The organism is Qipengyuania sp. RANM35, assembly GCF_041021145.2.
In the GTDB taxonomy this organism is placed as follows: Bacteria; Pseudomonadota; Alphaproteobacteria; order Sphingomonadales; family Sphingomonadaceae; genus Qipengyuania; species Qipengyuania soli.
The window spans coordinates 451,366-477,739 of record NZ_CM196433.1; the positions used below are offsets into that span (position 1 = coordinate 451,366).

25 protein-coding genes are annotated in these 26,374 nt (G+C 64.8%); 15 read left to right on the plus strand and 10 right to left on the minus strand.

The features are described 5' to 3' along the window. Window positions 1–11 precede the first annotated feature (11 nt). Window positions 12–479 carry a preQ(1) synthase gene (gene queF / locus RAM60_RS02200; RefSeq protein ID WP_510640087.1) on the minus strand — a complete coding sequence of 156 codons (468 nt, stop codon included), beginning with the start codon at window positions 477–479 and terminating at the stop codon, window positions 12–14. Window positions 480–586: 107 nt separating this feature from the next. Between queF and RAM60_RS02205 the strand changes: the two genes are divergently transcribed. The 9 genes from RAM60_RS02205 to RAM60_RS02245 all read left to right on the plus strand — a co-directional run bounded on the left by RAM60_RS02205 (window position 587) and on the right by RAM60_RS02245 (window position 8,864). Then, window positions 587–1,693, plus strand: a complete 1,107-nt coding sequence (locus tag RAM60_RS02205) for a hypothetical protein (RefSeq protein WP_369025760.1) — start codon at window positions 587–589, stop codon at window positions 1,691–1,693. 38 nt (window positions 1,694–1,731) lie between these two features. Beyond that, window positions 1,732–2,577, plus strand: coding sequence for a sulfurtransferase (locus RAM60_RS02210; RefSeq protein ID WP_369025759.1), 846 nt, complete (start codon window positions 1,732–1,734; stop codon window positions 2,575–2,577). 2 nt (window positions 2,578–2,579) lie between these two features. Then, window positions 2,580–3,788, plus strand: coding sequence for a cystathionine beta-lyase (metC, locus tag RAM60_RS02215; RefSeq protein ID WP_369026156.1), 1,209 nt, complete (start codon window positions 2,580–2,582; stop codon window positions 3,786–3,788). A gap of 2 nt (window positions 3,789–3,790) precedes the next feature. Continuing rightward, on the plus strand, window positions 3,791–4,837 hold the full coding sequence (locus tag RAM60_RS02220; protein WP_510640090.1) for a mechanosensitive ion channel family protein: 1,047 nt from the start codon (window positions 3,791–3,793) through the stop codon (window positions 4,835–4,837). A gap of 171 nt (window positions 4,838–5,008) precedes the next feature. Then, window positions 5,009–5,767, plus strand: a complete 759-nt coding sequence (gene cobA, locus RAM60_RS02225; protein WP_369026154.1) for a uroporphyrinogen-III C-methyltransferase — start codon at window positions 5,009–5,011, stop codon at window positions 5,765–5,767. After that, window positions 5,764–6,060 (plus strand): DUF2849 domain-containing protein, encoded by a 297-nt coding sequence (locus RAM60_RS02230; protein WP_200982759.1) that lies wholly within the window; start codon window positions 5,764–5,766, stop codon window positions 6,058–6,060. The genes cobA and RAM60_RS02230 overlap by 4 nt, the downstream gene beginning before the upstream one ends. Beyond that, window positions 6,060–7,694, plus strand: a complete 1,635-nt coding sequence (locus tag RAM60_RS02235; RefSeq protein ID WP_369025758.1) for a nitrite/sulfite reductase — start codon at window positions 6,060–6,062, stop codon at window positions 7,692–7,694. The genes RAM60_RS02230 and RAM60_RS02235 overlap by 1 nt, the downstream gene beginning before the upstream one ends. Beyond that, complete coding sequence (locus RAM60_RS02240; protein ID WP_369025757.1) at window positions 7,687–8,112, plus strand: DUF934 domain-containing protein; 426 nt, start codon at window positions 7,687–7,689, stop codon at window positions 8,110–8,112. Before RAM60_RS02235 ends, RAM60_RS02240 begins: the two co-directional genes overlap by 8 nt. Further along, window positions 8,109–8,864, plus strand: coding sequence for a phosphoadenylyl-sulfate reductase (locus RAM60_RS02245; protein WP_369025756.1), 756 nt, complete (start codon window positions 8,109–8,111; stop codon window positions 8,862–8,864). The genes RAM60_RS02240 and RAM60_RS02245 overlap by 4 nt, the downstream gene beginning before the upstream one ends. A 44-nt stretch (window positions 8,865–8,908) precedes the next feature. Here the strand turns inward: RAM60_RS02245 and RAM60_RS02250 are convergent, their stop codons facing one another. The 4 genes from RAM60_RS02250 to obgE form a co-directional block, all read right to left on the minus strand. Next, window positions 8,909–9,319, minus strand: a complete 411-nt coding sequence (locus RAM60_RS02250; protein WP_200982764.1) for a hypothetical protein — start codon at window positions 9,317–9,319, stop codon at window positions 8,909–8,911. A 107-nt stretch (window positions 9,320–9,426) separates the two neighbouring features. After that, window positions 9,427–10,338, minus strand: coding sequence for an NAD-dependent epimerase/dehydratase family protein (locus RAM60_RS02255; RefSeq protein WP_369025755.1), 912 nt, complete (start codon window positions 10,336–10,338; stop codon window positions 9,427–9,429). Beyond that, window positions 10,335–11,456, minus strand: a complete 1,122-nt coding sequence (gene proB, locus RAM60_RS02260) for a glutamate 5-kinase (RefSeq protein ID WP_510640094.1) — start codon at window positions 11,454–11,456, stop codon at window positions 10,335–10,337. Before proB ends, RAM60_RS02255 begins: the two co-directional genes overlap by 4 nt. Window positions 11,457–11,531: 75 nt before the next feature. Then, window positions 11,532–12,587, minus strand: coding sequence for a GTPase ObgE (gene obgE / locus RAM60_RS02265; protein WP_369025754.1), 1,056 nt, complete (start codon window positions 12,585–12,587; stop codon window positions 11,532–11,534). Window positions 12,588–12,719: 132 nt separating this feature from the next. Between obgE and RAM60_RS02270 the strand changes: the two genes are divergently transcribed. Continuing rightward, window positions 12,720–13,064, plus strand: coding sequence for a hypothetical protein (locus tag RAM60_RS02270; RefSeq protein WP_369025753.1), 345 nt, complete (start codon window positions 12,720–12,722; stop codon window positions 13,062–13,064). Between the two features lie 112 nt (window positions 13,065–13,176). Here RAM60_RS02270 and RAM60_RS02275 read toward each other — a convergent pair whose 3' ends face one another. Both RAM60_RS02275 and RAM60_RS02280 read right to left on the minus strand, forming a co-directional pair. Then, on the minus strand, window positions 13,177–13,857 hold the full coding sequence (locus RAM60_RS02275) for an anti-sigma factor family protein (protein WP_369025752.1): 681 nt from the start codon (window positions 13,855–13,857) through the stop codon (window positions 13,177–13,179). After that, complete coding sequence (locus RAM60_RS02280; RefSeq protein ID WP_200982772.1) at window positions 13,854–14,393, minus strand: RNA polymerase sigma factor; 540 nt, start codon at window positions 14,391–14,393, stop codon at window positions 13,854–13,856. The genes RAM60_RS02275 and RAM60_RS02280 overlap by 4 nt, the downstream gene beginning before the upstream one ends. 32 nt (window positions 14,394–14,425) lie before the next feature. Here RAM60_RS02280 and RAM60_RS02285 point away from each other — a divergent pair, with 32 nt between their 5' ends. The 3 genes from RAM60_RS02285 to RAM60_RS02295 all read left to right on the plus strand — a co-directional run bounded on the left by RAM60_RS02285 (window position 14,426) and on the right by RAM60_RS02295 (window position 16,960). Beyond that, entirely contained in the window at window positions 14,426–15,631 is a 1,206-nt protein-coding gene (locus RAM60_RS02285) for a S8 family serine peptidase (RefSeq protein ID WP_369025751.1), read from the plus strand. A gap of 105 nt (window positions 15,632–15,736) precedes the next feature. Continuing rightward, the gene (locus RAM60_RS02290; protein ID WP_369025750.1) at window positions 15,737–16,600 is read left to right on the plus strand and encodes a hypothetical protein; all 864 of its coding nucleotides are present in this window, start codon (window positions 15,737–15,739) and stop codon (window positions 16,598–16,600) included. A gap of 84 nt (window positions 16,601–16,684) precedes the next feature. Then, window positions 16,685–16,960, plus strand: coding sequence for a hypothetical protein (locus RAM60_RS02295; protein ID WP_369025749.1), 276 nt, complete (start codon window positions 16,685–16,687; stop codon window positions 16,958–16,960). 34 nt (window positions 16,961–16,994) lie between these two features. Here the strand turns inward: RAM60_RS02295 and RAM60_RS02300 are convergent, their stop codons facing one another. Both RAM60_RS02300 and RAM60_RS02305 read right to left on the minus strand, forming a co-directional pair. Next, the gene (locus tag RAM60_RS02300) at window positions 16,995–21,212 is read right to left on the minus strand and encodes a DUF8508 domain-containing protein (RefSeq protein ID WP_369025748.1); all 4,218 of its coding nucleotides are present in this window, start codon (window positions 21,210–21,212) and stop codon (window positions 16,995–16,997) included. Window positions 21,213–21,367: 155 nt separating this feature from the next. Then, window positions 21,368–23,206, minus strand: a complete 1,839-nt coding sequence (locus RAM60_RS02305) for an AMP-binding protein (protein WP_369025747.1) — start codon at window positions 23,204–23,206, stop codon at window positions 21,368–21,370. A 149-nt stretch (window positions 23,207–23,355) separates the two neighbouring features. Between RAM60_RS02305 and RAM60_RS02310 the strand changes: the two genes are divergently transcribed. Both RAM60_RS02310 and RAM60_RS02315 read left to right on the plus strand, forming a co-directional pair. Further along, window positions 23,356–23,997, plus strand: a complete 642-nt coding sequence (locus RAM60_RS02310) for a TetR family transcriptional regulator (RefSeq protein WP_200982783.1) — start codon at window positions 23,356–23,358, stop codon at window positions 23,995–23,997. A gap of 44 nt (window positions 23,998–24,041) precedes the next feature. Continuing rightward, a complete protein-coding gene (locus RAM60_RS02315; RefSeq protein ID WP_369025746.1) occupies window positions 24,042–25,136 on the plus strand; it encodes an acyl-CoA dehydrogenase family protein in 1,095 nt (364 codons plus the stop codon). Between the two features lie 6 nt (window positions 25,137–25,142). Here the strand turns inward: RAM60_RS02315 and RAM60_RS02320 are convergent, their stop codons facing one another. Continuing rightward, on the minus strand, window positions 25,143–26,372 hold the full coding sequence (locus RAM60_RS02320) for an acyl-CoA dehydrogenase family protein (protein WP_369025745.1): 1,230 nt from the start codon (window positions 26,370–26,372) through the stop codon (window positions 25,143–25,145). Between the last annotated feature and the right edge of the window lie 2 nt (window positions 26,373–26,374).

Sequence of the window (26,374 nt, forward strand, 5' to 3'; positions counted from 1 at the left end):
TTCCAGTTATGTCATCCGCGTCCACGATAGGACGCCACGCCCTGATCGGGAAGCCATAGTCCTTCCGGTGGCGCACCGCTCTGCCAGAAAATGTCGATCGGGATCCCGCCGCGCGGGTACCAATAGCCGCCGATACGCAACCAGCGGGGTGCCATTTCATCGAACAGGCGCTTGCCGATGCCGACCGTCACATCCTCGTGGAAGCCGCAATGGTTGCGGAACGATCCGAGGAAGAGCTTGAGGCTCTTCGATTCGACGATGGTTTCGCCGGGTGCATAGTCGATGACGAGATGCGCAAAATCGGGCTGTCCGGTGACCGGGCACAGCGAGGTGAACTCGGGCGCGGCGAAACGGACCATGTAGAGTTCACCCTTGCGCGGGTTGGGCACGTAGTCGAGCTCGGCCTCCTCGGGAGAGGTCGGCAGCGGGCTGTTGGCGCCAAGGAACTTGGGGCTGGGTGTGTCGCTCATGCCGCGCATCTGCCGCGATTGTCGCTTCCACGCAAGGCAAGGCTTGGAAGCGGGCGCTTCAGTACCTATTCAGCCCGCCGCAGCGCATATGCGCGCCTCCCACCAGATTGCTGCCGATGAAAACGCGTTTCCGCCTTCCCCTGACCGCCCTTGCAGTGACCCTTTCGGCGCCCGTTATGGCGCAGCAGGCCGAGGATTTCTCGCTTCCGCCCGCGCCCGCGCCGAGTGCGACGCAGCGTGCGCAAGGACCGGTGGACACGGAGAGCGGAGCGTTGCCGCTTCGCCCACGGGTGATCAGCACCGCGGCCCCGGCTCCCACACCAACTCCCACGCCTGCCGCTGCGACGCCGCAGCAGAGCAGAGTCGAACGTCCCGTTCCGACCACGGCGGCACCACGCCAGACTGCACCGCAGCAATCCCGCCAAGCTCCCGCGAACCCGCAACCTACGCCGATCGAGCGCCAGCCGGTGGTCCCGCAGGAATTTCCCGCCGCGCCCTCGGCCCGTCCGACCCAGCCGTCGACCGCACCGTCGCCGAGCATCGATACCGGCATTGTCCCGGCTCCCGTCACGCAGGATGCGAGTGAAGCATTGCCGTTCGACTGGCGGCTTCTGGCTGGAGTCGGTGGCGCGCTGGTCCTGCTGCTCGGCGGCTTCCTGTTCTGGCGCCGACGCAAGGCCGCCGAGCTCCCGCCCGAGATCGAACGCCCGGTGGTAGCATCCGCCGCGCCGCGTGCCGCAATCCCGGCGGCCCAGGCGCTAAGCATTCGGTGCGAGGCCGAAAAGCTGACCCGCAGTGCGGTCTATGCGACGCTCAAGTACCGCCTCACGCTGGTCAACCGCACCGATGCGGCGATGACCGACGTCGCGATCGGCATCGACCTTGTCTCCGCCCATGCGGCCGCGCCGATGGAAGAGCAGGTTGCGACGCTGGCCACTCCGCTCGAGACGCGTCACACCCTGCCGCGCATCGCGCCGCGCCAGAACGTCAGCGTCGAAGGGCAGGTCCAGCTGCCGCTGGCGAGTGCGCAGGTGATCTTCCAGGGCCAGCATCCGCTGCTCGTCCCGCTGATGCGCGTGCGTATCGACGGCGCTGGCGAAGGCGTGCTGCTCAAGACCTTTGTGGTGGGCCAGGGCGAACCCGATGGCGGCCGTGTCCAGCCCTTCCGCCTCGACGAGGCTCCGCGCAGCTATTCGCCCATCGCGCAGCGCGAACTCGCCTGAGTCGACTTGGCCAGCGCCGCCCGCTAACCGAAGGGGCGATGGACAGACTCGTTTCAACCGAATGGCTTGCCGGCGAACGGGGTGCCGACGATCTCGTCGTGCTCGACGCGACGCAACACCTCGGCGGGTCCGATCGCGATGCTGCTGCGGAATATCTCGCAGGCCATATTCCCGGGGCGCGTTTCCTCGATCTCGCCAGCTGGACGGACCCTGCTTCCGCCACGCCCAAGGCCGTGCCCGTCAGCGCACAATTCGCCGAACGACTGGGGCGCATGGGCATACGGCCGGACACGCGCGTGGTCCTATATGACGACAGCGCCATCCGCAGTTCGGCCCGCGCGTGGTTCATCTTCGACCTCCACCACTTCGACAACGTCGCCGTACTCGATGGCGGACTGGGCAAGTGGAAGGCGGAAGGAAGGCCGCTCGCCTCCGGTGAGGAAAGCTGGTCTGCGACCGAGTTTCCGACGGGCCCGCAGCCGCGCCGCGAAGTGCTCGACAAGGCCGCCGTCCTGGGGATTGCGGCATCGCAGTCGTGCGAGATCGTCGATGCCCGCGATGCGGAGCGGTTCGAGGGCACGAGCGAGGATCACGTCCACGGCCTCGCCGGTGGCCACATTCCCGGTGCGCGCAACGTCCATTTCCGCGACCTGCTCAATGACGACGGGACCTACCGCACTCCGCAGGAGATCGACCGCCTGTTCCGCGATGCCGGTATCGCCGATGACAGGCCGCTCGTCGCCAGTTGCGGCAGCGGGATGACCGCCTGCGTGCTGCTGTTCGCCCGCGAACTGGCGGGCAGGGGCGGGGCGCTCTACGACGGGAGCTGGATGGAATGGGGCGCAGACCCCGCAACGCCGAAGGAAAAGGGGGCCGCGCGCTGAACATGGCGGGCAAGGACGACAAGCTTTCTCCAGCCACCAGGCTGGTCACCGGCGGCAGGTCGGGCGACTTCGCCGACCATGTCGTCAACCCGCCCGTCTGGCGTGCGAGCACGCATCTCTATGCCGACTGCGCCGCGCTGCGCGACGGAGTTAAGACCAATGAGGACGGCCGTTTCTTCTACGGCCGCCGTGGCGCCCCGACGCAGTGGGCCCTGTGCGAGGCATTGACCGAGATCGAGCCGGGAGCCCACGGCACCGTCCTCTATCCCAGTGGCGTCGCGGCCATCGTTGGTTCGCTGATGGCGGTGCTCAAGGCGGGCGACGTCCTGTTGGTGACCGACAATGCCTACGATCCGACGCGCAGCGCGGCGATGGGCATCCTGAAGCGTTTCGGGGTCGAACACCGCTTCTTCGACCCGCTCGACCATGTGGCCTACGAAGCGGCATTCTGCGACCGTACCAGGGCGGTCATGCTCGAAGTGCCGGGCAGCCTGACTTTCGAGGTCTGCGACATTCCCGCGCTGGCAAGAATAGCCCGCGACAAGGGTGCGACGAGCGTTCTCGACAATACCTGGGCGACCGCGCTGGGCTTTGCGGGCCTGTTGCATGGTTGCGATATCGTCGTGACCGCGCTGACCAAGCATGTCGGCGGGCATTCGGACCTGATGATGGGCGCGGCGAGCGCGGGCGAACGCTGGTATCGTCGCCTGCGTCAGACGAGCCAGCAATTGGGCCATGTCGTCTCGCCCGACGATGCTGCACTGGCGCTGCGCGGTCTCAGGACCATGGGTATCCGGCTGGAGCGCGAGAGTGCGACGGCATTGGCGCTGGCGCAGTGGCTGGAGGCTCGCGAAGACGTGGCTCACGTCCTGTGCCCGCTGTTGCCCGGCGCGCCGGGCCACGAGACCTGGCGTCGCGACTTCACCGGCGGCTGCGGCCTTTTCAGCTTCGTCCTCAAGGGCCGCGACGATGCCGCACGCTGTCGCCTCGTCGATGCGCTGCAACTCTTCGCTATCGGCTACAGCTGGGGCGGGTTCGAAAGTCTCGCGCTCCCATTCGATGTCGAGCCCATCCGCAGCCGCATGGCCTGGCCGAAAACGGGCTGGGGGGTTGAGGACCGCTACGCGATCCGTCTATCGATCGGTCTCGAAGACCCGCAGGACCTTATCGCCGACCTCGAACGCGGCTTTGCGGCGATGAACGAAGGATAGACGTGCAAGCCGAAGCGACCCCAACTCCTACCGCAACTCCTGTCGAGCAGGCCTGGAGCCTGGCCGAAACCGCGCCCGAACAGGGGCCGGTCGCGGCGGCCGAGGGGATCAAGGAGGCGGTCAGTTCCAAGAGCGAGACGGTGGGGTCGATCGTCGACACGCTCGACGGCCTCGCCCTGAGCCTCGGCGACTTCCGCATATCGCTGTTCGACGTCCTCGTGGTCGGTTCGATCATCGTCGGGGTCATTGCCTTCGCCTGGTTCGCCAGCAAGCTTGCGCGGCGGCTGGTCAGGCGCGTCACTAGGCTCGACGGGACGCAGCAACTGCTGGCCGAGAAGATCGTCTCGATCGTCGTCTGGGCGGCTGCCTTCTTCCTCGGCATCGACTTGCTCGGGATCGACCTGACCGCGCTGGCCGTGTTCTCGGGCGCGTTCGGCCTCGCCATAGGTTTCGGCCTCCAGAAGACCTTCGGCAACCTCATTGCCGGGATCATCCTGCTAATGGACCGCTCCATCAAGCCGGGCGACGTCATCGCCATCGCCGACCAGGCAGGCAACGAGACCTTCGGCCAGATCCGCAAGATCGGCATTCGCGCAGTCTCGGTCACCACGCGCGACCAGCGCGAGTACCTCATCCCGAACGAAAACCTGATGATCAACCAGGTCGAGAACTGGTCCTACTCGTCGAAAAACGTGCGCATCCAGGTGCCGGTCGGGATCAGTTACGAGGCAGATATCGACCTTGCCGAGAAGCTGATGCTTCAGGCAGCCAAGGACTGCGACCGCGTGCTCAGTGCGCCACCGCCGACCGTGTGGATGAGCGACTACGGCGACAATTCGGTCAATTTCATCATCCACTGCTGGATCCAGGACCCCGAGGAAGGGGTCGGCAATGTCCGCTCCGCCGTGCTCAAGAAGCTGTGGTGGCTGTTCAAGGAAAACGGCGTCGAAATCCCGTTTCCGCAGCGCGACCTGCATATCCGCTCGAGCGACCAGCTCGATCGATTGCTCGAAATCATGGGCCGCAAGGACGCCGCCAAATCCAAGTAACCGCGTCCTGCATATTAGGATTTGCCGAACAAGTAACGCTTCCAGTCCAAGCAGCCGGATTTTGAAATTTCGGCTTTCACGCCGGACATCTGCAATTTCAAAATCAAAGCTTCGCGGTCTCGCACGCATTCTGATTGGCGCGAAATGGCTGCCATCCGCATCTTTGCGGACATGGCACAGACCGGAACAATTTATCTCGTCGGCGCAGGCCCGGGCGACCCCGACCTTCTGACCATCCGCGCCGCGCGGCTGATCGAGCGCGCGGGAATCATCGTCCATGACGGGCTGGTCGATCCGGCGATCCTCGCGCTCGCACCGCCCGATGCCGAACTCATCTCGGTCGCCAAGCAGCGCTCGAAGCACACGATGCAGCAGGAGGACATCAATGCCCTGCTCGTCAGCATCGCGCGCTCGGGCGAGGACGTTGTGCGGTTGAAGGGCGGCGATCCCTTCGTCTTCGGACGCGGCGGCGAGGAAGCGGAAGCTGCCCGCGCGGCCGGCATCCCGGTGGAGGTCGTCCCCGGCATCAGCGCTGCCAATGGCGCGGCTGCAGCGGCGCAAATCGCGCTGACCCACCGTGATGCCTCGAGCATCGTCAGCTTCGTCGCCGGGCAGTGCAAGGGCCTCAAGGACCAGGACTGGGCCGGCCTTGCCGGCAAGGGCCGGACGCTGGTCATCTACATGGGGGTAAAGACCGCGCCGCAGATCGCCGAGAAGCTGATGGAGGACGGGCTTGCGCCCGACATGCCGGTGGCGGTGATCGAGAACGGCACGCGGCCCGAAATGCGCGTCCTGCGCGGCTTGCTCGCCGGTCTTCCCGAACTGGTGGAGAATGAAAAGGTCGTCAGCCCGGCGTTGATCGTGATCGGCGAAGTGACCGCGCGCGACGACATCACCCTCGCAATGACAGCACAGGAGGTGGCCCGATGAGGCTTCTGACCGGAAACGACCTCAAGACCGGCGCGGTGGTCTGGTGGACCGGCGTCGACTGGTCGATCCACGTCGAGGACGCGGTGAATGTCGCCGCGAACGAGGACGAGATCGCCCGGCGCGAGGAAGCGACGCGCCGCGTCAATGCCCCCTATGCGATCGATGCCGAGATGCGCAACGGCCATCCGCGCCCGCTCCATATCAAGGACCGTGTCCGGGCATTGGGCCCGACAGTGCGGCCCGACCTGACCCTCAAGCCCGCCGAACCCGATATCGGCAACTGGGTGATCTGATGTACAAGTACGACCAATACGACCAGGCGATGGTCGATGCGCGCGTGGAGGAATTCCGCGACCAGGTGCGTCGCCGCCTCGATGGCAAGATAACCGAGGACCAGTTCAAGCCGCTGCGGCTGATGAACGGGCTCTACCTCCAGCTCCACGCCTACATGCTGCGCGTCGCCATTCCCTATGGCACGCTCGACAGCCGCCAGATGCATGCACTGGCGGACATCGCGGACAAGTACGACCGCGGATATGGCCACTTCACCACGCGCCAGAACATCCAGTACAACTGGATCAAGCTGGAGGACGCTGGCGACATCCTCGCCGATCTCGCCAAGGTCGAGATGCACGCCATCCAGACCAGCGGCAACTGCATCCGCAACATCTCTTCGGACCATTTCGCCGGAGCGGCCGCCGACGAGGTCGTCGATCCGCGCCCCTATGCCGAACTTCTGCGCCAGTGGTCGAGCTTCCACCCGGAATTCAGCTACCTGCCGCGCAAGTTCAAGATCGCGGTCATCGCCAGCGAGCGCGACCGTGCAGCCATGCGGTTGCACGATATCGGAATCAACATCGTCAGGAATGACGCGGGCGAACTGGGTGCGGCCTTCTATGTCGGGGGTGGCATGGGCCGCACGCCGATGGTGGCGCCGTGCATCAACCCCTTCGTCCCGCTCGACCAGCTCGTGACCTATGCCGAAGCCTGCCTGAGGGTCTACAACCGCTACGGCAGGCGCGACAACAAGTACAAGGCGCGCATCAAGATCCTCGTCCACGAACTGGGCGCGGAGGAATATACCCGCCAGGTCGAGGAAGAATTCGCGCACCTGCTGACGCAGGGTATCGAGCCGCCGCTGGCCGAACTCGAGCGCATCAGGGGCTATTTCGAAGACCCGTTGTTTGCCGATGCGAGCGGTGACGCGATCGACCGTTCGGACCCCGATTTCGCCCTCTGGGTGGATCGCAACACCGTGCCGCACAAGGCCGCCGGATACGTCTCCGCCGTAATCAGCCTGAAGCCGGTGGGCGGCATTCCGGGCGATGCCAGCGCCCAGCAGATGCACCTGATGGCCGACCTCGCCCGCGACTACAGCTTCGACGAAATGCGCGTCATGCACACGCAGAACATCGTCCTCCCGCACGTCCGCAAGGCCGATCTCCACGCGCTGTGGACCGCGCTCGACGAAGCGGGGCTGGGCAGTCCGAACCTCGACACGGTCGAAGACATTATCGCCTGCCCAGGGCTCGACTATTGCAGTCTCGCCAACGCCCGCTCGATCCCCGTGGCGCAGAAGATATCGGAGCGCTTTGCCGCGAACGGCAAAACCCGGACCCTGGGCGAACTCAAGCTGAAGATTTCCGGCTGCATCAATGCCTGCGGGCACCATCACGCGGGCCACATCGGCATCCTCGGCGTCGACCGCAAGGGGGTGGAGAACTACCAGCTCCTCCTCGGCGGCAGCGAGGCGGAAGATACCAGTCTCGCCAAGATCACCGGACCCGGTTTCGACGAGAACGGCATCGTCGATGCGGTCGAAACCGTCACCACCGTCTACGAACGCGAGCGTCATGATGGCGAGCGCTTCCTCGACACCTATCGCCGGATCGGAATGGATCCCTTCAAGGAGGCGCTCTATGGCTGAGCCGCTGCGTTATCGCGACGACGAGCCCGTCGACCACCCGGCGGTTACCGTCGATTCCTTCCTCGAGCAGACCAATGCCAATGCGGTGCGGATCGAACCGGGCGACGATGCCCGCGATCTTCTCCCGCATCTCGACAGGCTGGCACTGGTCGAGGTCAATTTCCCTGCCTTCGGAGACGGACGCGGCTATTCTTCGGCCCGTATCCTGCGCGAGGCCGGCTTCACGGGCGAATTGCGAGCCGTGGGTGACGTGCTGGTCGACCAGATCGCCTATATGCGCCGCTGCGGCTTCGATGCCTTCGAGCCTGACAAGCAGCTGGACATGGGCGATGTCGAGGCTGCCTTCGCGCGCTGGCCGGAAGTCTACCAGCCGACGGTCGACGACCGGACACCGATCTGGGCGAAACGCCACGCATGAACGAAATCCGCGCCATCGACCGGATCGACACGGGACCGCGCTTCAGCGAGCACGACGCCGTGCGCCTGAACCGCATGTTCCGTGGGACGGAAACGGAAGACTGGTTGCGTGCGGTTATCGAAGGGTCGCTGGTCGGAGACATGGCGATCGTTTCGAGTTTCGGCGCGGAAAGCGCCGTGCTGTTGCATCTCCTCTCTGAGATCGATCCGAACATCCCGGTGCTCTTCCTCGAGACCGGCAAGCACTTCCCAGAATCGCTCGCTTATCGTGACGAACTGGCCGAGCGGCTGGGGCTGAACATCGTCAACCTCTACCCCGAGATCGCCGATCTGCAGGCGCGCGACGAAAGCGGGCTGCGCTGGTCCTACGATCCCGACGGCTGCTGCGAATTGCGCAAGGTGAAGCCGCTCGAAAAGGCGCTAGCGCGCTTCGATGCGAGCTTTACGGGTCGCAAGGCCTTCCAGTCATCTACCCGCGCGAACCTGCCCCGCTTCGAGATCGACACTTCTGACGCGCAGGGAAGGCTCAAGATCAATCCGCTGATCGACTGGTCGGCCGACGATATTGCGGCCTATTTCTCGGCGCATGATCTGCCGCGCCATCCGCTGGTCGAACAGGGCTTCCCTTCGATCGGTTGCTCGCCTTGTACGCGTCCCGTGGCCGAGGGCGAAGACCCGCGCGCCGGACGCTGGGCCGGTTGGGACAAGGTCGAATGCGGCATTCACAAGCCGGGCGAGGAACCGTTCCTCTAGGTTAGCTGGGAGGACGCGAAGCGCGCCCTCCCGCCATGCAGGCCCTATTCGGGCAAGCGTTCTACCGTGACCGATTTGCCGGTCTTCGGATTGCTGGACACCCAGACCCCGTTCTCGTCGATCTTCTCCGGATAGCACTCCTCGACAGCGCCTTCTTCGCTCTTGGTCGCGCAGTATTCGCCCGGCTTCTGCACCCAGGTGCCTGTTTCGACGACCTTTCCGTCGGCATCGGTGGTCGAATAGGTACCATCGGCCTTCACGTCGTCGGTAAGGACTGTCCCGTCCTCCTGCGTGATCTTGAACTTGCCGTAACCCGGGCCGCCATCTGCAGCCATCGCCTCCGCAGGCGTCGCTTCAGCTGCTGGCTCGGCGGTTGCCGCCTCGTCGGGCGCTTCGGCCGGCTGAGAGCAAGCGGAAATGGCCGCAAGTGCAGCTACGAGTACAATTTTCTTCATGGTTTATCCCCTCGATCGTGAACGAACGGGCGGCTGTTACCGCCATTGCGACTCGCGATCCCGGCGGGGACAATACGCCCGTTCGCCAGATCACCAAATCGGGGGACTCAGAGCAGGCCTTGCGAACGGTACCACTGGGCCGTGCGGGTCAGGCCCTCTTCACCCTCGATGTGCGGTTCCCAGACCGCTGCGGGGACCTTTTTCGAGGATCGCGCGACCCAGTTGGGGTGCGCCATGTAGCCCACGCGGTCGGGTGTCAGCCGGGCCTTGTCTCCGCGCAACAGGCGGTCGATCCGTGCTCCGGCCATCATCAACCCCTTGGGGAGGTGCGGTGCGAACACATTGCGACCGACGGCCCTGCCGATCGCTTCGGCCAGTTCCTTGTGCGACCAGCCTCCCTCGCGCCCGTCGTCGGGCTCGAACATGTGGCGGCGGACGAGAGCGGGGGTGGCATCGACGAGGTCGAGTAGCAGGCGCGCCAGATCCTCGACATGGATGATCGAACTCGCTCCGCGCGGCGGCAGGGGAACGATGCCCAGTTTCGCGGAGCGGAACATCTCGAGATAGTCGACGTCGCGGGGGCCGTAGACGCCCGGCGGGCGGACGATGGTCCAGTCGAGACCGCTCGCCTCCACCAGTTCCTCGGCCCTGGCCTTTGATGCGCCATAGGCCGACAGGCCGGGCTCGCGTGCTGAAAGCGAGGAGACGAAAACGAACCGGCGGGTCTTCGTGGCCTTCGCAGCCTCGATCATGCGCGCGGTCCCGGCAACATTGGCTTCCTCGAACTCGGCGGGATCTGGAGTGCTGGTGAGGCCGGCAACGTGGATCACGGCATCGGCGCCTTCGCACAGTCCGGCGAGCGCATCAGCGTCGCCGAGGCCGCCTTCGACCCATGCGACATTCTCGCGCGCGGGTTGGGCACGGCGGGTCAGCGCACGGAGCGCGGCTTCACGCTGCCCGGCAGCATCGAGCACGGCCTGCCCGACGAAGCCGGTCGCGCCGGTCAGCGCGATGGTCACGTGTGCACCATGTGGTCGCGATGGACGACCGCGGCGCGGGGGGCGTAACCGAGCTTCTGAGCCTGCTGGTCCTGCTTGAGGCCGAGGATGCTGCGGCACTCGGCCGAGGTGTATTCGACGAGTCCCTGGCCGAGCCTCTCGCCCTTGGGGCCGTGGATCGCGACAAGGTCGCCGCGGGCAAATTCGCCGGTGATATCGGTCATGCCGGCGGCGAGCAGGCTCGCGCCCTTTTCGAGCGCAGCGACACAGCCTGCGTCGACCGTGACTACGCCTGAGGGAGCAAGGCGGCCGCCCAACCATGCCTTGCGTGCGCTGGCATCGGCCTGCGGCACGAACAGCGTGCCGACTGGCGTGTCGAGCGCCCGCGATACCGGCGAGGGATTGGTGCCGTTGACTATGGCGAGAGCGATCCCGGCGCGTTCGGCAATGCGCGCGGCTTGCAGCTTGGCCAACATCCCGCCCGATCCGAGGCCGGACGAGGATTCCCCGCTGGCCATGGCAATGACCTCGGGTGTGACGCCTTCGACCCGCTCGATCAGTTCGGCTCCGGGCTGTCGTGGATCGCGGTCGTAGAGGCCGTCGACGTCGCTGAGCAGCATGACCGCATCGGCGCCTGCCGCCTGCGCCACGCGGGCAGCGAGGCGGTCGTTGTCGCCGAAGCGGATTTCCTCCGTCGCGACGCTGTCGTTCTCGTTGACCACGGGAACCGCACCTGCCTCGATCAGGCGCGCCAGCGTGGCCGAGGCATTGAGGTAGCGCCGCCGGTCCTCGAGGTCGCCGATGGTCACCAGCATCTGAGCGGCGGTGATGTCATGACGTCCCAGCGCATCGGACCACAGTCGCGCCAGTTCGACCTGTCCGACCGATGCGGCCGCCTGCGCATCGGCAAGGCTCCCGCGGCCCCCCTTGGGCAGCTTCAGCTTCGCCGCGCCGAGCGCAATCGCGCCCGAGGATACGACAATGACTTCGGATGTCTTGCGCAGTTCCGCGATTTCCGCGGCCAGCGTCGCCAGCCAGTCCGTGCGCGGCCTGCCCTGTTCGACAAGCAGCGCCGAGCCGACCTTGACGACAAGGCGGCGCGCGTGGCGTAGGTCGGGGAGGGCGGCGATGGCTTTCACGCTGCCAGCCCTAACCAAAGCAGTGGCTTGGCGAAAGCCGCCTTCGCTTGGGGAACGCCAAGCGCCGGTATCGGCTCAGATCGGCGACCAGTCGGGTGCCTCGCCCTCGTCCTCGACTTCGGCTTCCTGCGTTTCGGTCGCGGTGCGGTCGGGGAGGTAGCCGAGCACGGCATCGAGAAGGTCCTCGATACCCTCGCCGGTGGCGCCGGAAACGCGGAACACCTTGGTGGCGCCTGCCGCGATCAGTTCCTCGGCGAAGCCTTCGCCCAGTTCCTTGTCGGCGAGGTCCATCTTGTTGAGCGCGACGAGCCGCGGCTTGTCGTCGAGGCCCGCGCCGTAGGCCTCGAGCTCGCCTTCGACGATCTGCATAGCCTCGACCGGGTCGACGCCCGAGATGTCGATCAGGTGGATCAGCACACGGCAACGTTCGATATGGCCGAGGAACCGGTCGCCGATGCCTGCGCCTTCGGCAGCGCCTTCGATCAGGCCGGGAATATCGGCGAGGACGAACTCGCGTCCCTTGTGCGTCACCACACCCAGCTTGGGCACGAGGGTGGTGAAGGCGTAAGCGCCGACCTTGGCCTTGGCGTTCGAAACCTGGTTGATGAAGGTCGACTTGCCCGCATTGGGCAGGCCGAGCAGGCCCACGTCGGCAAGCAGCTTCAGCCGCAGCCAGACCCACATCTCCTCGCCCGGCATGCCCGGCTGGTGCTGGCGCGGGGCGCGGTTGGTGCTGGTCTTGTAGCTGGCATTGCCGCGACCGCCCATGCCGCCTTCGAGGAAGACGATGCGCTGGCCAATCTCGGTGAAGTCCGCCAGCACCTCTTCCTTGTCTTCGGACAGGATTTGCGTGCCGACCGGGACCGGGATCACCAGGTCGGGGGCGCCTGCGCCATAGCGGTCCTTGCCCATGCCATGGCCGCCGCGCTGCGCCTTGAAGTGCTGCGAATAGCGAAAGTCGATGAGCGTGTTGAGGCCCTGGACGGCTTCGAACACGATATCGCCGCCCTTGCCGCCGTTGCCGCCGTCGGGTCCGCCGTATTCGACATACTTTTCGCGCCGGAAACTGACGGCGCCCGGGCCGCCTGCGCCCGATTTGAGATAGATCTTGGCCTGGTCGAGAAAATGCATCGCGCGCCCCTAGTCGTTTTTGCCCGCAAAGGCGAGCGCGAGAAAAAATCCGCCTCGCATGGATTAAATGCGCAGCGCCTTCCGTTCTCTTCCCAAGCCGGTCGCCAAGGGGCCCGGCGCAAGGAGGAACACATGAAATCCAATGCAATCTGTTTCGTACTCGCTCTCGTCTCGGCAGGTGCCGCAAGTGCCGCCGTCCCGATGCTGCTTGAAGAGCGTGTTGCGCGCGACGAGGAAAAGCTGATCCTCGACCATCCCATCGCCGGGATCGAGAACAGCCTGTGGTTCGATTATCGCGGCGACGTGATCGAAGCGCAGAAGGAACTGTCGAGCGACCTGCGCCGCGCGAGCGACATCGAGGACAAGCGCGACGCGTGGGAAGAATACGCCGTCGAACTCAAGAATGAACGTGAAGACTACATTCACGACATGGCGAAGCGCGGCTTCCGCCAGGGCAGTGTCACCATCATCGACTGACGATCCCGACCTCGATGCCGCCCAGCGTCCCTCATCGGGCGGCCGACACTGCCAGAAGGGCCGGAGAACTCCCCTCCGGCCCTTCCTTTTTTGCTGCGCTTCGAGTGCGACGTTAGCGCCAGCCTGAACTGCGCGCGGAGGCTTCCTGTTCTGCGTCGAGAGCGGGTCCTGTCGCCATTTCCTGCACCTGCTCGAAGATCGGATTGGTGCTCGCCTGGCGGTAGTCCGTCGAGCTGCCGGGCGAATATTCGACCTCGGCGCGATCCTGCCATCCATCGGTCGTCCGGCATGCGATCGCGGACCGGCCCGGGACGCTGTAGGCGCGGCAGACCTCGTCCTCCCGATTGCGGAAGGAAAGAAGGATGCGTGTCTCGGCATCGCTCGGCTGTTCCGAAACCAGCTGGTTGTCGAGCGCGGCCAGGAGCTGCGGATCGAGCTCGTCCGACCCTGCGCGCGGCAGGAACAGGGCCAAGGCCAGCGATGCGGCAAGCGCGGGTCCGGCATATATCGCCCAGCGCGGCAGGCGGCGCCTGGCCTCAACCCGTTCGCGTGCAGCCGAGAAATCGACAACCTCTGCCTCTTTCGGCCTGAGCATTGCGGCGAGATGATCGGGCACCGGTTGCTCGGCAATAGGCGCGAAATGCGCCGCTAGCTGCGCCTTCAGCGCACGATGCGCCTCGACCTGCGCAGCCAGCTCGGGATCGGAAGCGACCGCAGTTGCAACCGCTGCCTGCCGCTCGGGCGAAAGCTCTCCATCGGCGAAGGCGGCAATCTCTTCGCGGGAAATCGTCATTGGGCCTCTCCCAGCAGTTCGAGCAGGGCATCGCGTCCGCGCACCAGGCGCGAGTTGAGCGTGCCCACCGGGCAGCCGACGATTTCCGCCGCTTCCTTGTAGGCATAGCCTTCGACCATGACGAGCAGCACAGCCTCGCGCTGGTCATCGGGCAGCTTCTGCATGGCCCGATCGACCATCGAAAGCTCGACGGCATGCTCCTGCGCGCCGTCACCGCCGACCGACAGGCCTGCGTCCTCGTGCACGAAGGTCTCGCGGCGGCGGGTCGTCGCCCGGCCTTCGTCGATCCAGATATTGCGCATCACGCGGTACATCCAACTGTCGAGCCGCGTGCCTTCCTGCCACTTGGACCGGTTGGCGAGCGCGCGCTCGAGGCTCATCTGGCAAAGATCGTCACCGTCGGCAGGATTGCCGCACAGCCCGACCGCGAAACGTCGCAGCCGGGGCAAGAGTGCCAGCAGGTCCTGCTCGAACGATGTGCTCAGCGTCTTTGCCTTCCGAGGGATTAAACGGATGACCCCGCCCGTTTCATCCATGCTTAATCGCAGTTAGGTGAAAGGTCGAAGCGATGAACCGCATTATCCTCATCCCCGCGCTGGCCGCGAGCCTCGCCGCGCCGCTGGCCGCACAGGTCGCGCTGCCCGGCGTGTCGCTGCCGCGCGTGGGGGATGTGCTGCGTCCGGTCACCGATACGCTCGAGGACACGACGCGCGTTGCAACCGACCTTGCACGCGACCGCCTGCGGATGATCGACCGGCTGGTGCGCGCCAATCGCGACATTATCGAACGCGACGCGGCGGGCGAACCCGCACGCAAGGGTGAATTGCTGGTGATGGATGCCGCAGCGGATCGACTGGTCGAGGCGGAGAAGTTCGGTTTTATCGTGATCGAGCGCGACGACATCGACGATCTTGGGATCAGTGTAACGCGTATGCGGACGCCGCGGGGCATGACGCTAGCCAAGGCGCAGGCCTTGCTCTCCGAGACATTGCCCGATGCGATCGTAAGCGCGGACAATCTGCACTTCCAGTCGGGTCGCGGCTCGGGCGTGGCGACGCAATTTGCGGCAGCTGCCAGCGGCACCGCCTACTCTGCCGAAGTCGGGATGATCGACGGGGCTAGCGGGGTATCTGTTCCGGTGATCGCGACCAGGGGTTTTGCATCCGGTGCGCCTTATCCGAGCCACCATGGCAGCGCGATCGCCTCGCTGCTGCACTCGGCGGGCGTTGCAAGGGTTCGCGTGGCCGATGTCTACGGGACCGACAAGGCGGGCGGCAATGCGCTTGCCATCGCGCGCGGCCTCGGCTGGCTGGTCGAGCAGGGCAGCGATGTCGTCACCATCAGCCTGGTCGGACCGCGCAATCCGGTGCTGGAACGTGCCATCGCCGCTGCCAGGCGCAAGGGCGTGGTGGTGGTCGCGGCGGTGGGCAATGACGGCCCTGCAGCGCCTGCGGCCTACCCGGCGAGCTACGACGGCGTGGTTGCGGTCACGGCGGTCGACGGCAAGCGCCGCGCGCTGATCGAGGCGGGCAAGGCGCTACATCTCGACTATGCCGCCCCGGGCGCGGATATCTTCGGGCTCAATGCAAAGGGCAAGCGCATCACCTTGCGCGGAACCTCCTTCGCGACCCCGCTCGTGGCGGCGCGGATCGCCCGCGCGGGTACAGGCAACTGGCGCGATGCCCTGGACAAGGAGGCGATCGACCTTGGCCCCAAGGGGGTGGACGACACCTATGGTCGGGGCCTCGTCTGCGCTGCCTGCAAGGGTCGCTAGAAAAATTTCGCCGGTCATGGATTAAGCCTTAGGCGGCATCCGTTTTCCTTTCGAAGCGAGCGACAAACCCCATTCCGGCGCTCGCGGACAAGAAAGGATAAACACATGAAAAAACTTCTTCTTGCCGCTTCGGCTCTCACTCTCTTCGCCGCCCCGCAGGCGCACGCCCAGCTCCTTTCGGGCTCGGGCCTCGGCTCGATCACCGGCAGCGCAGCCGGCGCCATCGGCCCCATGGCGCGCATGCCGACTGACACGCTGCGTTCGACTACGCGCGGTGCCGTGCGCGGCGATGCGAAGACCCGCGGCAGCCAGAAGGTCGACCGCAAGTCGGGCTCGGTCACGGTCGACCGCAGCATCGACACCGGTCTTGAGGCCACCACGAGCCAGCTTCTCGACACGCCCACCGGTTCGGCCAGCGGCTCGGCTTCGGGCAGCGGCAGCGCGTCCGGTTCGGGCAGTGCCAATGCCCAGCTCATCGGCACCGATGCAGTGCGCGGCGCGGCGCAGGATGTCGTCGGTCGCGGCCGTGACACGGCGGAAAGCGTGCGCAACCTCGCCACTCCCGCCGTCGGCGCGGCGCGTGACCGCGCCACCGGTGTAGTCGGTCAGGCAGGTTCGCTCACCGGCGCGGCCCAGGGCGCAGGCTCGGCCGCAGGTTCGGCCTCGGGCATGCTCGGGAATGATTTCCTGGCTGTTGCCGGTAGCGGTGCAGCCGAGGGCGAAGGCGCCTTCGCGGTCGCTCCGGGTATGCCGGTGATGCTGCCGAGTGGCGAGAAGCTGGGCGAAGTGCGCCAGATCGTCGCCGACAAGCGCGGCCAGGTGCAGGAGGTTCTCGTCGAGGCGCGCGATCGCACCATGACCCTGCCTGCCGCCAATCTTACCGGCTCGGCCAACGCGCTGGTGATGGGCGAGGGGACGCTGACCGCGGAGCAGCCCGCCGAAGAGCCGGCTGACGAAACTGCCGAATAGTACGGCGTCGTCGCGCGGGAAGGGCAGTCGGACTTCGGTTCGGCTGCCCTTTTCTTGTGCGGGTGGCGGGCGTATCGGGCCGGAATGCAACTCGACGACCTGCTCCACCGCTATTTCGCCACCGACGACCCGCACTCGATTGGGCCTGCGGCGCTATCGGCGGGGATCGAGCACTGCCTCGTCGACCTCGGGCTGGAGAAGGACCCCGGCAAGCGCTTTGCCCTGTGGTCGTTGCTCTTCATGCTTGGGGCGGCACCCGATCTCGACGTCGCGTTCGAGAACGAGGAAGAACGCGAGGCCGCGCGGAACTTCATGGAACTGCTGGAAGCCGGCGAGAGCCACCTTCGCGAAGGAGGTTAGGGCGGCTGCGTCAATCGCAACCGCCCTGACACCGTCAGGCGAAATCGAAGCCGTTCACCGGGTATAGGGCGTCCCAGTTGGCATGCGGGACGTGGATTCCCATATCGGCAGCACCAGGACCGACGAGCGCCTCGTCAGAGAAGGCAAGTGCTTCCATCCCGACGCTCGTTGCAGGCTGTGCGAACTGGACCGCAGCGGCAACGGCGGTCGTAGTAGCCCCTAGCACGGTGCCGATCAGCTGCCCGTCGGCATAGATTTCGGTCTCGGCACCCGACTGGAAGTAGGAGATCGTCCTCGTGCCGATCCCGGCAATGAGGATGGTATCCGGACCGTTGCCGAAGTCTGCGATCATGTCATCATCGCCAATCTCGCCATCGGCGTGAAGGACGAAGGTATCGGGTCCGAGACCGCCGATGAGAAGGTCACTGCCCGCTCCGCCGTCAAGGACGTCGGGGCCCTTGCCACCGTCGAGGATATCGTTGCCCGCGCCACCGAACAGCTCGTCTGCGCCGTTGCCGCCGAACAGCTGGTCGTTACCGCCGAGGCCGAAGATGACGTCCGCACCATTGCCGCCGTCGATGCGGTCGTTGCCGTCATTGCCGGACAAGTGATCCACTCCGTTGCCGCCGGTAATCACCTGGATGCCGATGTTGAAACGGCCGAGGACAGGATCGTGATCGGACACGGCCATGCCCGTGGTGGAATTGCGGTGCACGATATCGAGGATCGCCCCGTCCATCATCCCGCCGGTGGCGAAGATGTGGTCGATCTGCTGCGCATTGCCCTCGAAGATGGTCGAATAGCGCTCCTCGGCTTCCAGCAGGAACGACAGGTTGTTGAGGATGACGTCCGAACCGTCGCTGATGGTACCGCCGGCGTAGTCCAGTTGTCCGGTGAGGATCTGCAGCGGCTCCTCGAACTGGAAGTCGTTGAAGTCCCCTGCGACGACCACATTGGCGAGCGGGTCGGTTGCCAGCAAGGCATCGACATAGGCATTGACCGCCGCCGCCTGCGCCGCGCGGGTTAGAGAGCCCGCCTGGATTGGCGGTTGGTCGGCGGTGTAGCTGGTGTCCGAGCCGATCATCGAAGTGAAGTGGTTGCCAATGACCGTCACTTCCTCCCCGTTGAAGCTGAACGTTGCACCAAGCGGAGCACGCGCGAATGCTTCGTCATCGATGGTGAAGACCGACGCCGGGTCGAGATCGACAGTGTCGGCGCGATAGAGGAACGCCACGCGGATGTTGCCGCCCGGCTGACCGCCGGTCTGTCCGTCTTCGATGAAGGGATTGTCGAGGACGTAGTACTGAACTCCGGTCTCGGCATAGATCAGGTCTGCGAGCATCTGCAGGGTCAGCGCTGCACTCACCGTGCCGTCGTTGGCCGAGCCGCTGTCGTCCTGCACCTCTTCGAGTACGACGATGTCGGGTGCGTTCATGGCAACGCCGATGTCGAATGCAATCGCGTCGAAACGACCGTCGGCAACGTCGGTGTCGCCATCGGCATCGTTTATGTCGAGGTTGAGGACGTTGTAGGTGGCAATCGTCAGCTGGTTTGCAGCACCGGTCAGAACGGAAGTTTCGCCGATGTTGGTGGTGACGAGACCGACGCTGACTTCTTCCGTCGGCCGGATCTCGAAATTGCCGAAAGCATAGTCGACGATCCCCGTCACGCTCGACAATACGGTGCCCGGGCCCACTTGCGGAGTGTCAAAGGTCACGCCGTTGAGGGTATAGCCGCCGTCGATCTGGATACGCTCGGGATTGAAGTCGGAACCCGCGCCGGTGTCGAAATAGCCCAGATCGCCTTCACCGCCCTGGATGACCACCAGGCCGCTGTCAGCCACGCTCGTCGCGGACAGGTTGCCTGCGCCATCGCTGGCTACGGTCCACAATTCGCCGAAGTTGTTGGTGCTGTCGACTGCGACAGGGTTCTGGACCGTGACCAGCATGCCTTCGAGGCTTTCCCAGAAGTCGATGCCGTCATTGGCAGGGTCGTAGGTGCCGAGCAGGTCGTCATCGATAATTTCGGTCGGCGGCGTGATGCCGTCCGGTCCTATCACCACTGCAGTGGGCAGGCTATTGCCCGTGCTGTCGACCGTAACTGTCGGGCTGGTCAGTTCGGTGATCGTCAGGTTGCTTTCGTCGCCACCGGGCAGGAATTCCGTGACCGTGCCACTGACGGTGACGCCATCGCCCGCAACCACCGTTGGGGTGGAGCCGGTGAAGACAAAGATTGCGTCCGAGGTTGCGGAATTGCCGTCACCGTCCGCGTCCTGCATGTAGAAGCCGGTCGCGGAAACGGCGGTTACGATGCCGGTCGTGGTGACTGAATTGCCCACGAAAATCGACTGGTGGCCTTCCCCCTGGATCTCGCCGATCTGGAGGTTGAGCGCCTCGTCGTTGACGATAGTGCCAGTGGCCGAACCGTCGCGGATGTCGGACCCGCCGGTCGGATTGGTAAGTTCCACGGTGAAGAACTCGCTCGGTTCGGGAAGGATGTCCCCGGTTACGCTGACGGTAATCGTCGCCGTTGTCTGACCGGCGTCGAAAGTGACCGTTCCGCTGAGCGGCCCGGACAGGTCGCCGGTGCCGGCGGATTGCGCACCGTTGCCGAGCATGACCTGGTAGTCGACCGATACGGCGCCTTCGCTGCCCCCGGTACGACGGACCGTGAACGTCATGTCCGTGGTCCCGGTGTCACCTTCGACGACACTGCTGTCGCCAATGTAGAAGCTGCCGTTGGGATTGGGGGGTATGAAATCCTGCCCGCCATTGGGCGCACCGAAACTGTCGCCTACGGGGCCGGTCCAGCTGAAGTCTTCGTAGCTCGAGCCCGCACCCACCAGCTGGATGGAAAGCCCTGCCGGACCGCCGGTTTCTTCGACGCCGACGTCAATGCTGGTCATGCCCGCCGCCGGACCGGAAGTTGCCAGCATCGTGCCTTCATAGGAAAGGAACTGGATGACGTTGCCGCCCGCATCGACCAGTGCGAAACCGTCGGGCGCGCCGTTCTGGATATTCGTAGCATCGACCCATACCGTGCCGAAGCCATCGTCCTGATCGGCGATGACGCCACTCAAAGCGATCGTCTGGTAAGGCACCCCGCCGTTCCCGTTGTAAAGCACGATGCTCCAGCCGGTCAGGTCCGTTCCCGCTGCGCCGGCAATCTCGATCCGTTCGCCCACGTCGGCGCCGGAGTTGTCATAGTGGAACTCGTTGAAGAACACATTCGCGGCTGCGGGCGGCGGGGGCGGAGGCGGAGGTGGCGGGGGAGGAGCATCGCCGAAGGTCTGCCCGGTATTGATGGAACCGCGCGTTTCGGCTGCGGGTCCGGACCAGGTGAAGTCCACCGGAGCGGTTCCGCTGCCCGTAAGTTGCAGTGAATATCCGACCGGCGTTACCCCATCCTCGGCAATACCGATGTCGGTACTGGTCATCCCGGCTGCAGGACCGTCGATAGCGACGAATTCGCCTTCATAGCTGAGGAACTGGAGCACCGTGCCATCGGGAGCCACGAGCGCAATGGCATCGGGTGCACCGTTCTGGAGGCCGTTCGCAGGGAGGTTGAACGCGACCGCGCCGTACCCATTGCCCTCATCGTCGACCGTGCCCGTCAGGGGAATGGTGTTGTAAACCAGACCGTTGCCGCCGTTGTAGAGCACCAGCGAGTAATTGGTCAGGTCGAGCCCTGCCGTGCCTGCTACTTCGATGAACTCGCCGGTATCGGTACCGGCGTTGTCGTAATGGAATTCGTTGATGAACAGCACGTCCTCGACGATTTCCTGGCCAGTGTTGGCAGCCCCGGAAGTGTTCGCCTGGGCGGCAGACCACGTGAAGTCGCCGTAAGTCGATCCGCTGCCGGTGAGCTGGAGCGAATGTCCGGCAGGGACGCCGCTGAGTTCGGCGACGCCGATGTCGGTGCTGGTCAATCCGTCGGCAGCGCCGCCGACGGCAGTAAAGCTGCCCTCGTAGCTCAGGAACATGACTACCGAGCCGCCCGCGTCGACCAGGGCGATGCCGTCGGGTGCACCGTTCTGAAGGCCGGTAGCGGCCACGGAAACGAAAGTGTCGGATCCGCTCAACGCGATCGTGCCATACGGCGCACCGTTCGAACCGTTGTAGAGAACCACCGTCCAGCCGGTCAGGTCGGCACCGTCGAGGTTGGCGATTTCAATGAACTCGCCCGTATCCGCCCCGTCGTTGTCGTAGTGGAATTCGTTGATGAAGATGCGCGATGCCGGATTGGCGACCATACCTGACCCCTTAACGTGAATGCCGTGACAGAACCGCTCGCCGTGGCCGCGATTCGAATGGGGGATGTGCTAGGTCAGGTCCGCGTCAGTTCGGTTACCCCCGAGTTCAAATCCTGTGGACAGGGGATTTTGTCTCAAATCGGGACTCTGCCGGATCAGGGAATTTCTTCAAGAAGTGGGCGTTTCTCGCCCGAGTAGATCGCCCGAACATCGGCGTCCCTGCGCGCCAGCGATGTCGCCTGGTTCACATATCCCTTGTCGGTGATTTCGCCCGCATCGAGCGAAGGGGGATCGGTCAGCAGCAACATCTTACCGATCCGGCGCGAGCTTCCGCCCGCTGTCCGGTTGAACTCCGCGAGCTTGGCCGCGATGTCCCTTGCCAGGATGACGAGGCCCGCGCTCCCGCTCTTCGCGGTATATTTCTGGACCGCAGCGGGGCTGGGCCATGCAAGCACGCCGATGAATTCGCGGTCCTGGCCGGTGATCACGCAGTCGTGGATCAACGGGCTGCAGGCGGTGACGACTTCGGGCCTCAGAGTTCCCACGGAAACCCACGTGCCGGTCGACAGCTTGAAGTCCTCTGTCACGCGTCCGTCGAAGACGAGGCCTTGCAGCGGGTCGTCCTCGTCGAGGAAACGCGCGGCATCGCCGAGCTTGTAGAAGCCCTCTTCATCGAAAGCCTCCGCATTCTTGGCCGGATCGTCCTTGTAGCCGCTGGTTACCGAGGAGCCCTTGACCCGCACTTCCATCTTCTGGCCGTTGGGGACCAGCTTCAGGGTCACGCCGGGCATGGGCAGGCCGATCAGTCCGACGCGGTCGATCTCCCAGTGGACCATGGTGATGCCCTGCGTTTCAGTGGCACCGTACATGGTGGTGATCGGGATGCGCTTGCCTGTCTCGGCAATGGCGAGTGCCTGGATGCGGTCGTAGAGATCATCCGACAGCGTGGCGCCGCCATACCCGAGCGAGATGACCCGTGCGAAGAACGAGGACCTGAGCTTCTCGTCCTGTTCCATCGCGTCGGCCAGCATGGCGAAGGCGACCGGGGCTGAACCGAAACCCGTCGGCGATACCTCGTAGAGGTTGCGGATGGTCGTCTCGAACATGCCGGGAATGGGCTTGCCCTCGTCGAGATAGAGAGTGCCGCCCGACCAGGTGACGCCGTTGAAGGAGATGTTTCCCGCGCTGATATGGCTCCACGGCATCCATTCGAGGATCACCGGCGGTTCGCGGCTGTCGCGCGGCTGTTCGGCAAGCCCCTCCTGCCCGGCGATGACAGTGGACATCATGCCATGCGTCTGGGGGACGCATTTGGGCATGCCGGTCGAGCCGGAGGTGAAGAGATACTTGCCCACCGTATCTGCCGTGATCGCGTCGCGCCGCTCCTCGACGGCAGGGGTGGGGACCTGCCGGCAAAGCTCCACGAAATCGACCGCACCTTCGGGTGAGCCGTCGCAAGTAATGACGGTAAGTCCGGGCAATTCCTCGCGCAGGCGGGCGAGCGCGGCAGCATGCAGCGCGCCTTCCTTCGCGAACACCGCCTTGGCGCCGATCTTGCGGAAGCAGTGCAGCAACTTGGCATGGTCCTGCGACATCAGCGAATAGGCCGCGCTGACCGGGGCAATCGGGACGCCCGCGGTATAGCAGCCGAGCATCAGCAGCGCGTGCTCCAGCGAATTGCCCGAAATGACCATGACCGGATCATCCTGGCCGTGCCCGTGATCGATCAGCCATTGCGCAATCGAATCTGCAGCGGCGCGCGCCTCCCCCCAGGTCACGCCACGCCATGGGCCATGTCCGGGCTGGCGCTGGAGAATGAAGGACCGGTCGGGATGCGCTTCGCTTCGGTCCCGGAAGATTTCCGCAAGGTTCGCCGGCACCTGTGCGGGCGGATGCGAGCTGCTGATGAGCACAGTTCCGTCCTCGCGCCTCTCCACCACAGCTGCAGGCGGCTTCTGCGGAAGGCGGCTGAACGGTGGAGGGCTGCTTGCCATATCAGGGTCTCTCCCGGCGCTGATCAAGGACTCGTCGATGCCAAGCGGTATCCTATTTCCACAGATGATGCGAACGCTGGCGTTCCTGTCCCGGCAGCAAACGGGACCGCGCAATTGCAATGCGTCCTCTGCACGGGCATTGGAGGGCGATGGGGAAAAGGACCGCCAGCTCAGTCGCGCGCAGCCAGGGCAAAGCCAGCATCCGCGACTCCCTTCTCGAAGCGGCCAGCGCCTTGATGCGCGAGCAGGACACAGTCGAGATCGGAATTCTCGACATCGCCTCGCGGGCCGAGGTCAATCACGGGATGATCCGGTACTATTTCGGCAGCAAGGAAGGGATGATGCTCGCCCTGCTGGACCGTGACGTCCAGATGCGCATCCGCCAGCTCGCCGCCCTGTTCCGCCTCGACGTGACGCCGACCGAGCGCATGCGTATCCACCTCGAGGGCATTCTCGATACCTATTACCAGATCCCCTATCTCAACCGCCTGATCCACGCGATGGTCCGCGATGCCTCGCCCGAGCGGGTTCATCACATTGCCGAGGAACTGCTCAAGCCCATCGCGCGGGCGCAGCACCGGATCATCGAAGCGGGTATCGAGAGCGGGGAATTCCGCAAGGTCGATCCCAAGCTGTTCTATTTCAACACGATCGGTTCGGCGGATGGACTCTATGCCAACAGGTTCACCCTGTCGGCGGTGTTCGGCGGGATTCCCGCAGCCGATGATGCGCTGCACGAACGGTACAAGAAGCAGACGGTGGAAACGTTGATGGCCGGTCTGCTGGCGTAGTTATCAGGCTTGATAATCGACGCCGCGGATGCATAAGGGCATCCATGGATCTGCAACTCGACGACCAGCAGAAGCTGCTTCAGCAATCGCTCGCCCGCTTCCTCGAAAAGCGGCTGCCGTTCGACGTCCGCCAGCGGCAGCGCAGCGCGTCGGACTTCCTCGAATTCTGGCGCGCACTCGATAGCGAACTGGGTGTGGGTGCAGCGGGCATCGATGAGGATCTCGGAGGTTTTGGCGGCGGACGCGAGGCAGAGATGATCGTCGCGACCGCACTGGGCGGTGCGCTGGCCGTGACGCCCTATGTGGCGTCGAATGTCCTGTCCTCGACGCTCCTCTCGGCATTGGGCCAGAACGAGCTTGCTGGTGCGATCGGTTCGGGCAATGCGATCGTCACGACAGCCGTGGAGGAAGCCCAGACGCGGGGCGACGTGGCCCTGATCGAAGCGCGGGCGGAGCCGGTGGAGAAGGGCTGGCGATTCACCGGCAAGAAGCTGGCAGTCGATTTCGCATCGGTGGCAGACGTGGTGCTGGTCCCTGCGCGTCTTGCCGACGGCAATCTGGCTCTCTTCGCTTCCACGCCCGCCGAGCTCGGCGCGGCGCTCAAATCCTATCATCTCGTCGACGGGACTCCGGCCGCCGACATCGTTCTCGATGGCCTGGTCCTGCCCGGGAGTGCCTGCCTCGCGAAAGGTGAAGCGGTCCTGGCGGCGCTGAGCCTCGCAGTCGATGCCGCCATTGCCGCATACTGCGGAGAAGCGGCAGGGATCGCCTCGGTCATGGTCGAGGACACTGTTGCCTACACCAAGGAGCGACAGCAGTTCGGCGTCGCTATCGCCTCTTTCCAGGCGCTGCAGCACCGCATGGTCGACATGTGGGCCAAGGCGCGCGAAATCGAGGCGGCTTCATTGCTCGCGACGCTCAAATCGGATCGTCCTGACGCCGTCTCCGCCGCCAAGGCCACGGTTTCGGACGGGCTCCGGCTGATCGGGCAGGAGGCGGTGCAATTGCACGGCGCGATGGGGCTGACGGAGGAATTGCGCGTCGGCCACTACTTCAAGCGCGCAACCGTTCTCGAACATCGCCTCGGCAGCGCGGCCGACCACGTCGAGCGCTATCGAGCGCTACGGTCCCACGCCTAGGGCAGTCTACAAGCCGAGGACGTGCCGCGCGAGGATATTGCGCTGGATCTCGTTCGAACCGGCGTAGATCGAGCCGGCCCTTTCGTTGAGATATTTGAGCGGCGCGATGGCCTGCCACTTCTCGCCAGAGACATAGCCGTCTTCGGGTGCCTCGTATTCAGGGACATCGGCACCTGGACGGGCTGCGTGCGGCTGGAACACCGTCCCGCTCGTCCCCGCAGCCTCAAGCGCCAGTTCGGTCAGGTGCTGCGCCAGTTCGGTGCCCATGATCTTCATCAGCGAGGACATTGCGCCGACGCTTTCTCCGCGCCCGGCTGAAGAAAGCAGCTTCAGTTCGAGCACCTCGAGCACGTCAATGCGGATCATCGCGCGGGCGAGGCGGTGCGCGAAGTCGCCGTGTTCGAGCAGGCTCTTGCCGCCCACGCGCACCTTCGCGGCGCGCGCCTCGATATTCTGCGCGCGAATCTTCAGGCCTGCCGAATAGGCCGAACCGCCGCGCTCGAACTCGAGCAGGAACTTGGCGACCTGCCAGCCCCGGTCCACTTCGCCGATAACGTTCGCGCGCGAGACGCGGACATCGTCGAAGAACACCTGGTTCTGCACGGTCTCGCCCGACAACATGACGATCGGCCTGACGCTCACGCCGCCCTGGTCCATGGGCACGAGGATGAAGGTGATGCCTTCCTGCTTGCGGCCTTCCGAATGCGTCCTGACGAGGCAGAAGATCCAGTTCGCCTCCTGCGCATGCGTGGTCCAGATTTTCGATCCGTTGAGGATGAAATCATCGCCGTCGGGAACCGCGCTCATCTGCAGGGCAGCAAGGTCGGAGCCCGCATTGGGTTCCGAATAGCCCTGGCAGAAGAAGACCTCCCCGGTCAGAATCCGCGGCAGGAAGAAGGCCTTCTGCTCGGGTGTTCCGAATGCGGCGATGACATGGGCAACCATGTGGATACCCATGGGCGAGAGCGAAGGTGCGGATGCCTTCGCCTTCTCGTTGGCGAACAGATAATGCTGGGCGACGGTCCAGTCCTTGCCGCCATGTTCTTCCGGCCAGTGGGGGGCGGCAAGACCCGCTGCATGCAGCTTCAATTGCCACGCCATCGACGCGTCGTGATCGGGATAGACGCTGGTCGCGTGCATACCGGCATCGCGGATGTCATCGGTCAGTTCGCGGGCACAGAATTCCGCGATCTCGGCCGCAAAGGCCTTTTCGTCGGGAGACCAGTCGAGGTTCATGC

Coding starts and splice junctions, on each gene's coding strand:
- RAM60_RS02205 (WP_369025760.1), top strand. CDS start 587: ATGAAAACGCGTTTCCGCCTTCCCCTGACCGCCCTTGCAGTGACCCTT.
- obgE (WP_369025754.1), bottom strand. CDS start 12,587: ATGCATTTTCTCGACCAGGCCAAGATCTATCTCAAATCGGGCGCAGGC.
- RAM60_RS02230 (WP_200982759.1), top strand. CDS start 5,764: ATGAGGCTTCTGACCGGAAACGACCTCAAGACCGGCGCGGTGGTCTGG.
- RAM60_RS02280 (WP_200982772.1), bottom strand. CDS start 14,393: ATGGATGAAACGGGCGGGGTCATCCGTTTAATCCCTCGGAAGGCAAAG.
- RAM60_RS02310 (WP_200982783.1), top strand. CDS start 23,356: ATGGGGAAAAGGACCGCCAGCTCAGTCGCGCGCAGCCAGGGCAAAGCC.
- RAM60_RS02305 (WP_369025747.1), bottom strand. CDS start 23,206: ATGGCAAGCAGCCCTCCACCGTTCAGCCGCCTTCCGCAGAAGCCGCCT.
- RAM60_RS02240 (WP_369025757.1), top strand. CDS start 7,687: ATGGCTGAGCCGCTGCGTTATCGCGACGACGAGCCCGTCGACCACCCG.
- RAM60_RS02245 (WP_369025756.1), top strand. CDS start 8,109: ATGAACGAAATCCGCGCCATCGACCGGATCGACACGGGACCGCGCTTC.
- metC (WP_369026156.1), top strand. CDS start 2,580: ATGGCGGGCAAGGACGACAAGCTTTCTCCAGCCACCAGGCTGGTCACC.
- RAM60_RS02210 (WP_369025759.1), top strand. CDS start 1,732: ATGGACAGACTCGTTTCAACCGAATGGCTTGCCGGCGAACGGGGTGCC.
- queF (WP_510640087.1), bottom strand. CDS start 479: ATGCGCGGCATGAGCGACACACCCAGCCCCAAGTTCCTTGGCGCCAAC.
- RAM60_RS02320 (WP_369025745.1), bottom strand. CDS start 26,372: ATGAACCTCGACTGGTCTCCCGACGAAAAGGCCTTTGCGGCCGAGATC.
- RAM60_RS02235 (WP_369025758.1), top strand. CDS start 6,060: ATGTACAAGTACGACCAATACGACCAGGCGATGGTCGATGCGCGCGTG.
- RAM60_RS02270 (WP_369025753.1), top strand. CDS start 12,720: ATGAAATCCAATGCAATCTGTTTCGTACTCGCTCTCGTCTCGGCAGGT.
- RAM60_RS02250 (WP_200982764.1), bottom strand. CDS start 9,319: ATGAAGAAAATTGTACTCGTAGCTGCACTTGCGGCCATTTCCGCTTGC.
- RAM60_RS02290 (WP_369025750.1), top strand. CDS start 15,737: ATGAAAAAACTTCTTCTTGCCGCTTCGGCTCTCACTCTCTTCGCCGCC.
- RAM60_RS02285 (WP_369025751.1), top strand. CDS start 14,426: ATGAACCGCATTATCCTCATCCCCGCGCTGGCCGCGAGCCTCGCCGCG.
- RAM60_RS02300 (WP_369025748.1), bottom strand. CDS start 21,212: ATGGTCGCCAATCCGGCATCGCGCATCTTCATCAACGAATTCCACTAC.
- RAM60_RS02295 (WP_369025749.1), top strand. CDS start 16,685: ATGCAACTCGACGACCTGCTCCACCGCTATTTCGCCACCGACGACCCG.
- RAM60_RS02315 (WP_369025746.1), top strand. CDS start 24,042: ATGGATCTGCAACTCGACGACCAGCAGAAGCTGCTTCAGCAATCGCTC.
- cobA (WP_369026154.1), top strand. CDS start 5,009: ATGGCACAGACCGGAACAATTTATCTCGTCGGCGCAGGCCCGGGCGAC.
- RAM60_RS02275 (WP_369025752.1), bottom strand. CDS start 13,857: ATGACGATTTCCCGCGAAGAGATTGCCGCCTTCGCCGATGGAGAGCTT.